Origin of the sequence: Methanohalobium sp. (genome assembly GCF_018609725.1) — an archaeon.
GTDB lineage: Archaea > Halobacteriota > Methanosarcinia > Methanosarcinales > Methanosarcinaceae > Methanohalobium.
The window spans coordinates 1-6,389 of sequence record NZ_JAHENT010000075.1; the positions used below are offsets into that span (position 1 = coordinate 1).

Here is a 6,389-nt window from a genome sequence, read left to right on the forward strand (position 1 = left end):
ACCATGAGGGACCTTAGGGAAGAACTCGGTATCGGCGTCTTAACATCTGTTGAAGGTGCTCCAAAAGGCATCTCTGCCAAGATGAACATCGAGGAACTGCTCGACATCAAGATCAACTCATGTGAAAAATTCAGAAATCAGACTAAATAATCTGCAATTATTGATATAGAAAAACATGTTATTATAACTATAATTGTTGTTTATATATTGTTAAAATGGAGTTTATTACAAGGGAGTGTGATTAGTTATGGCTGAAAACGAGGAACATGAATTAATAAGAGCCATTGACTGGAAACAAGGGCTCGCAATAGCACTTGGTGTTCCATTACTTGTACTTCCGTCAATAGGCTACTTTGCTGGTTATCTATGGGCTTTTGCAATAATGGTATGGGCACTTTCGGTTATCCAGGGATTCTTCCAGAACTTTGCCTATGGAGAACTTGCAGTAATGTTTCCAAAAGCTTCTGGATTACCCGGATTTGCGCAGAATGTTTTTGCAGGAAAAGGTGGCAAATTTGACAGAGGTAAATTGATAGGAGGTTTCAGTGCATGGGGATACTGGTTTGCATGGAACCCTGTTATGGCAATTATGGCAATTCTTATCGGTACATATCTGCATCAGATGTTACCTGAGATAGGTATTTCACAGTATGTACTGTCAATTATAGCAGGGATATTAATGTACGGTGCACTACTGATAATTAATTCACGCGGTCTTTCAAGTGGTGCACTGGTTGGAATGATACTGGCTATCCTTTCCTTGGCGCCTCTTGTAATTATATCGGTTGCGCCGTTTGCAACCGGTGATTTTCAGCTTGCAAATATAACAGACTCATGGTTGCCGACTGATTGGACATGGGATTTGCACCATATACTGATTCTGTTAGGTGTCTTTGCAATGGCAGAATGGAGTGCATGTGCATGGGAGACTGCTGCGGTATATGGTCCTGAATACAACAAACCTAATTCAGATCTTCCAAAAGCAGTATTTGTCTGTGGATTTGTATGTCTGATTGTATTCGTACTTGTGCAAACAGCAGTCACCGGTACACTGGGTGTGGAAAGACTCCTTGAAGTCCCGTTTTCACCACTGTTACCGGTTTCACAGGCAGCCTTTGGTCAGGCAGGTTCATATGTTGCAATATTTGTACTGATATTTGCAATGATCTTGATTACCCAGACCGCATTCCTTGGCTCTTCAAGAGCAATGCACTCAATGGCAAAAGAAGGTAATCTGCCACCAATACTTGGAAAAACAAATTCTGCAGGAACACCTATCAATGCAATGATTCTTACTGCACTGTTCAATTTGGTGCTTATAGGTTTGCAGAACCCAGCAGCTGTACTGGCCGCATCTGCAATCGGATATTCTGTAGCAAATGGAATAAGTTTGTTCTCTTATGTAAAGGCAAAAACCGACCCACATTTGTCACAACTTGAGAGACCATTTAAAGCACCAAGAGGCTGGAAGTATGTTGCATTGGCGTTTGGAATACTTAATATACCACTTTTCCTTATAGGTGTGATTTATCTTAACAGTCTTGAACTTGGATGGACCTCAACCTATATAGGAATAGGAGTGTTGGCAGCATATATACCAATCTGGTACTACACACAGAATAAGGCCTCTAAACATGCTGAGGAGGCATCAATGACAACCGGTGTTTAAATCTTTAAGGATCAGGAGTTTCCCTGTTTCCTTATTATTTTTTATTACCAAAATGAAAAATTAAGGGGGATATTTACAAATGGCAGATGTTGCTTGTAGTGAAATTTATAATAAAATTGTAATTGCAACAGACGGATCCGAAAATTCCAAGAAAGCTGTCCAATCAGGAATAGAACTTGCATCCTGTACAGGTGCAGATGTATACGTTGTGTATGTTGTATCAACACGCAGCCGTTTTGGAGGAATTCCTCAAAGAGGTGCTGACTGGATACAAACCTTAAAATCTGACTTGGAAGAAGAAGGTAAAAAAGCATTAGATGATGCGAAAAAAGCCGCCGAAGAAAAAGGGGTAAATATAGAAACAGCTATACTTGAGGGGCATCCTGCTAATCAAATAATAGATTATGCAGATAAGAATGGAGCTGATATGATAGTTATAGGAACACTTGGTAAAACAGGCGTTAACAAATTCTTGCTTGGAAGTGTGGCACAAAATGTAGTGGCACATGCAAATTCCAAAGTGCTTGTTGTTAGAGACTGATTGAAAATAAATATAATACAGGAGATAACCTCCTGTTCAATTTTTACTATCTGTTTTCCAGCCACCATATTTATTAAAGTTTGTCACAATTTATCTTACCAGTAAAACCAATAAAGTTTATAACAAAGCGGAGATACATTCTAACATGGATGGAGATGAAAAAGTAAAAAAAGTTAAAAAACAGATGTACAGATGGACTTATAGATATGCCAGCAGAGTAGGGTATAAATTAAATCCAGATGATGAAATGCTGGATCTTGTTCTTGAAGGACTTGCAAAAAACAAAATTAAACATGGTAGACGTTACTGTCCATGTAGGATTATTACCGGTGATGAAGAACAGGATAAAAAAGTGATCTGTCCCTGTGTTTATCATAAAGATGAAATTGATAACGATGGGATGTGTCATTGTGCGCTATTTTTTTATGACGGATTTGAATAATTAACCAATTTGAAGTGGGTCTTATGGCAAACGCAATGGAAATATATCAATTACTTCCCAAAACCAACTGCAAAAAATGTGGAAAATCAACCTGCATGGCATTTGCCACTGCACTGCTTTCCGGTGAACTCAGACTTGATGATTGTCCAGAAATACTGGAGGATAAATATAAACAAAATTATGAAAAGTTATCAGAACTTGTAGCACCAATAGAAAATGCCTCAGAAACAGGAATGATAATCCATGAGGGAAAATGTACAGGGTGTGGAAATTGTGTTGTAGCCTGTCCAGTTAATGTTGCTGAAGACCCAAAAGGTACCGGAATTGGGCTGGCTCCTAAAAACGACAGAGTTATACTAAAAGTTGTAAATGGTGTAGTTCAAAAAGGCAATATCCACAATTGCAGGCGTTTTGGTGAAAACAAAATACTATGCAATGCATGTATAGAAACATGCCCCACAAAAGCAATAGAATTTGTATAAGTCATCTATAACGAGGAATTAGTTTGGAAGATGAAGATAAATACAATGTTTGTACTGCATGTTCAATTCTTTGTGATGATATCGAAATAGAAACAGAAAACAATAGTATAACCGGTGTGTATACCGCGTGCAGGAAAGGAGTTTCACGTATCCAAACATGCAATGAGCCGATGCCGTGTACACTGGACGGAAAAGATACTGATGTTGACACTGCTATAAGTGAAACTGCAAATATACTTAAAAAATCTGAAAATCCATTAATTTTTGGGCTTGGAAATTCCACAGAAGGAGCGCAGAAAAAAGCAATTGAACTTGCAAAACAATTAAACGCTAACCTTGATGACACTTCATCCTTCTGTCAGGGACCTGTTGTAGAGGCAATTTTAAACGGTGAAATTAACTATACCTGTACACTTGATGATGTCCGAAACAACGCTGATGTTATCGTTTATTGGGGTGCAGACCCAGCAAACTCACATCCGCGCCATCTGTCCAAATATACATATTTCCCGCGTGGCAAATACCGTCAAAAAGGTTATGATGAAGACCGAACCGCGATAGCAATAGATGTCAGGGAATCATCTACTGCAGAAATATGCGGTAATAATTCCTATCTAATACCTCCGCAAAAAGATGAAGAATTAATTGATGCGCTTATAGATGCTCTTTCGGGTAAAGTTCCGAAAGTATCCTTTGAAATGAATAAAAAACGAATACTTGAACTTGCCAATATACTTAAAAAAGCAAAATATGGGGTTATTTTTGCAGGTCTTGGCCTTGTTTATTCTCTGGATAATTTTGAACCTATAAAACGGTTGATGGATAAATTAAACGAAGTGTCCAATTTTTATTTTAACCCGATGATAGGGCATTATAACATGAGGGGGTTCAACCAGAACCTGTTTAATGAAACCGGGTATATAAACCGGGTCAAATTCAAAGATTCAGAAGTTAAACATGGGTATGAGTATTCTGTTGTGGAGCTTTTAAAGAATAAAAGTGTTGATTCTGCCCTTATAATAGGTTCTGACCCGATGTGTAGTTTGCCCGGTTCAATAGCCAGAAACCTTAACAAAATACCGATAATTACAATCGACCCGTGTGAAACCCTGACATCCAGAAAATCCAGAATCAATATACCATCCGCATTAAGTGGTGTGGAATGTGGTGGAAGTGCGATACGTATGGACGGTGTAAGAGTGAATTTTGAACCAATGATTGAAACCTCCAAAATCTCTGATGAAGAGATACTTCGAAGGGTTATGGAGGAACTCTGATGGATTTTGGGAAATTTTTGGAAACCCCTGAATACGACATTAAAATCATCACCTACAGAGATATATTCCAGAGTGAAGCTCTTGAAAATTCACTTTTTGGTGATGAATATAAGGATTTATCAGCTATCATTAAATTGGACAGCAAAGATATGGAAAAAATGGGTATAAAAAGTGGAAATATTGTATATTTGAAAAACAAATACGGTGACGTAGTTGTAAAAGCTGTAGAATCCGATTCTGAGAATCCACACAGGGGCTATGCATATATGCCAAATAGTCCGTGGTCTAATTCACTTGTTTCTGATGAGACCGGAAATACCGGTGTTCCAAATTATAAATTGATTGATGCATCAATATCAGATGCAAAAGGAGAGGATATAGCAGATATAGAAAAGCTGGAAGTGGTAAATGTCTGATATATCATCATTTTGATATTTTATTATCATCTTTCTGGGGGAGTGTGGTATTTTATGAATAAATTAAATTTGCTTTTAATATTACTCATATTGAGTCTTTTTATATTTTTATCAGGTTGTCTGTCATCATCTGAAAACCCTGAACCTCCAAAAAATTATAGTTACGAAAACGAGACAACTGTTTATCAGGGTAAAAATCTAACTCCAATTTCTGAACAGGGTAATTTTGCTATTAAAGGTACACAGAAAATCGATAAAGAATCTTACCGGCTACAAATTGAGGGGAATAAAACAGTTCCCAAATTATGCAACAAATTTGCATAATATTGCACACAGTATCTAAGAATTGTAAATGGTGTTAAAATAGAAATCATCAATCAAACAGAAGATAAAACATACGAAATTGAATTGTTCTAAGATGTTCTTACTATCATCACGGGTTTTTCCGCAAAAATTTACGGAAGTCGAAGTCATAAGAACAAAAAAATCAAGGAGACAAACGAAAAACTATTTGATGATTATCATGTCGTTTCGAAATAAAGATAAATTTAAAAACACAGTTACATTCACTCTAAAACAGGAGATTTATTTCTCCGGTGAAGATGAGAATATCCTCGATGGACAATCGAAGATATGTAACTGGTTATATAATTATCTTTACGACATGGTCGAATATGACTATAAGTATAATGGTAGTAGGAACAAACTTACCAATAAATACAACTTGAGAAACCAGGTTCCACGAATAAAAGAAGAAAAACCATTCTTGAAAACAGTTTATTCTTCAGTTCTGAAAAACGTGGCGATAAGGTTAGCAAAATCTTATGAAAACTTTTTCCAGATACCCGAAGTAGGACATCCACAACACAGAAGTTGGAAAAACAAGTGGTTCTCACTTGAATATGAAGAAAAAAGTGGGTGGAAAATAGATGGTAAAACCGTAATCATAAGTTTAGGGAAAGACAAATATTCCAAACAACTAAGAGTTGTTGGAACACTAAATGAGAAACCAAAACTTGATGGTGGTGAACCAAGAGCATTCAGATTGGTGAAACAACAAGGGAAATTTTATGCTATATTTACTGTTGTAAAAGAGAAAACTCCAAAAAAAGATGCGGAAAAATGGATTGCTCTCGACCCTAATCATAAGAACCTCTTAACAGCTTATGATTACAAAGGAAATACTATCGAATTCCAGAATTTAGACGAGATAAAATACTGGGATGGCGTGATTGATGATTTAATGTCTAAACGAGATAACTGCAAACGCAAATCTCAATTTATACCTATAAGTGAAACAAGAGGGTATTGGGAACCAAGTAACAACTGGAAAATATACGACAAAGCGCTGGAGAAAGCTCTGCATACCAAACGAGAACAGACAAAGTTGGGTATGTTTACAATAGCAAACTATCTTTGCAGAAACTACGATAAAATCCTAATTGGTGATTATACTCCATCGAAAGAAGTTTCACCGCATAAAAAAGCAAACCGCAGTATATTAAATCAAACTCTCATCGCAAAATTGCGTGGAACAATTGAATGGGTTTGTGAAAGATCAG

Annotated in this window: 8 protein-coding genes and 1 pseudogene; all 9 read left to right on the forward strand. The window is 36.9% G+C overall.

Annotation, left to right across the window (positions count from 1 at the left end; translation table 11 throughout):
- Window positions 1-150, forward strand: a pseudogene (locus QZ276_RS04655) ([dimethylamine--corrinoid protein] Co-methyltransferase); the annotation flags it as partial.
- 97 nt (window positions 151-247) lie between these two features.
- Complete coding sequence (locus tag QZ276_RS04660; protein WP_292485737.1) at window positions 248-1,669, forward strand: APC family permease; 1,422 nt, start codon at window positions 248-250, stop codon at window positions 1,667-1,669.
- Between the two features lie 79 nt (window positions 1,670-1,748).
- On the forward strand, window positions 1,749-2,210 hold the full coding sequence (locus tag QZ276_RS04665; protein ID WP_292485739.1) for a universal stress protein: 462 nt from the start codon (window positions 1,749-1,751) through the stop codon (window positions 2,208-2,210).
- A 145-nt stretch (window positions 2,211-2,355) separates the two neighbouring features.
- Window positions 2,356-2,652 carry a ferredoxin-thioredoxin reductase catalytic domain-containing protein gene (locus QZ276_RS04670; RefSeq protein ID WP_292485740.1) on the forward strand — a complete coding sequence of 99 codons (297 nt, stop codon included), beginning with the start codon at window positions 2,356-2,358 and terminating at the stop codon, window positions 2,650-2,652.
- 23 nt (window positions 2,653-2,675) lie between these two features.
- Window positions 2,676-3,134 carry a (Fe-S)-binding protein gene (locus QZ276_RS04675; protein ID WP_292485742.1) on the forward strand — a complete coding sequence of 153 codons (459 nt, stop codon included), beginning with the start codon at window positions 2,676-2,678 and terminating at the stop codon, window positions 3,132-3,134.
- 23 nt (window positions 3,135-3,157) lie between these two features.
- Window positions 3,158-4,411, forward strand: coding sequence for a formylmethanofuran dehydrogenase subunit B (locus QZ276_RS04680; RefSeq protein WP_292485744.1), 1,254 nt, complete (start codon window positions 3,158-3,160; stop codon window positions 4,409-4,411).
- Window positions 4,411-4,827 carry a molybdopterin dinucleotide binding domain-containing protein gene (locus QZ276_RS04685; protein WP_292485746.1) on the forward strand — a complete coding sequence of 139 codons (417 nt, stop codon included), beginning with the start codon at window positions 4,411-4,413 and terminating at the stop codon, window positions 4,825-4,827. The genes QZ276_RS04680 and QZ276_RS04685 overlap by 1 nt, the downstream gene beginning before the upstream one ends.
- 54 nt (window positions 4,828-4,881) lie before the next feature.
- Entirely contained in the window at window positions 4,882-5,151 is a 270-nt protein-coding gene (locus QZ276_RS04690; RefSeq protein ID WP_292485748.1) for a hypothetical protein, read from the forward strand.
- Window positions 5,152-5,350: 199 nt separating this feature from the next.
- Window positions 5,351-6,389 (forward strand): transposase (locus QZ276_RS04695; RefSeq protein ID WP_292485750.1); only part of this gene is annotated, 1,039 nt, incomplete at its 3' end.

What these genes read in the sequence shown, in the direction of transcription:
- QZ276_RS04665 (WP_292485739.1), top strand. Translation starts at nt 1,749, where the DNA reads ATGGCAGATGTTGCTTGTAGTGAAATTTATAATAAAATTGTAATTGCA.
- QZ276_RS04660 (WP_292485737.1), top strand. Translation starts at nt 248, where the DNA reads ATGGCTGAAAACGAGGAACATGAATTAATAAGAGCCATTGACTGGAAA.
- QZ276_RS04675 (WP_292485742.1), top strand. Translation starts at nt 2,676, where the DNA reads ATGGCAAACGCAATGGAAATATATCAATTACTTCCCAAAACCAACTGC.
- QZ276_RS04690 (WP_292485748.1), top strand. Translation starts at nt 4,882, where the DNA reads ATGAATAAATTAAATTTGCTTTTAATATTACTCATATTGAGTCTTTTT.
- QZ276_RS04670 (WP_292485740.1), top strand. Translation starts at nt 2,356, where the DNA reads ATGGATGGAGATGAAAAAGTAAAAAAAGTTAAAAAACAGATGTACAGA.
- QZ276_RS04685 (WP_292485746.1), top strand. Translation starts at nt 4,411, where the DNA reads ATGGATTTTGGGAAATTTTTGGAAACCCCTGAATACGACATTAAAATC.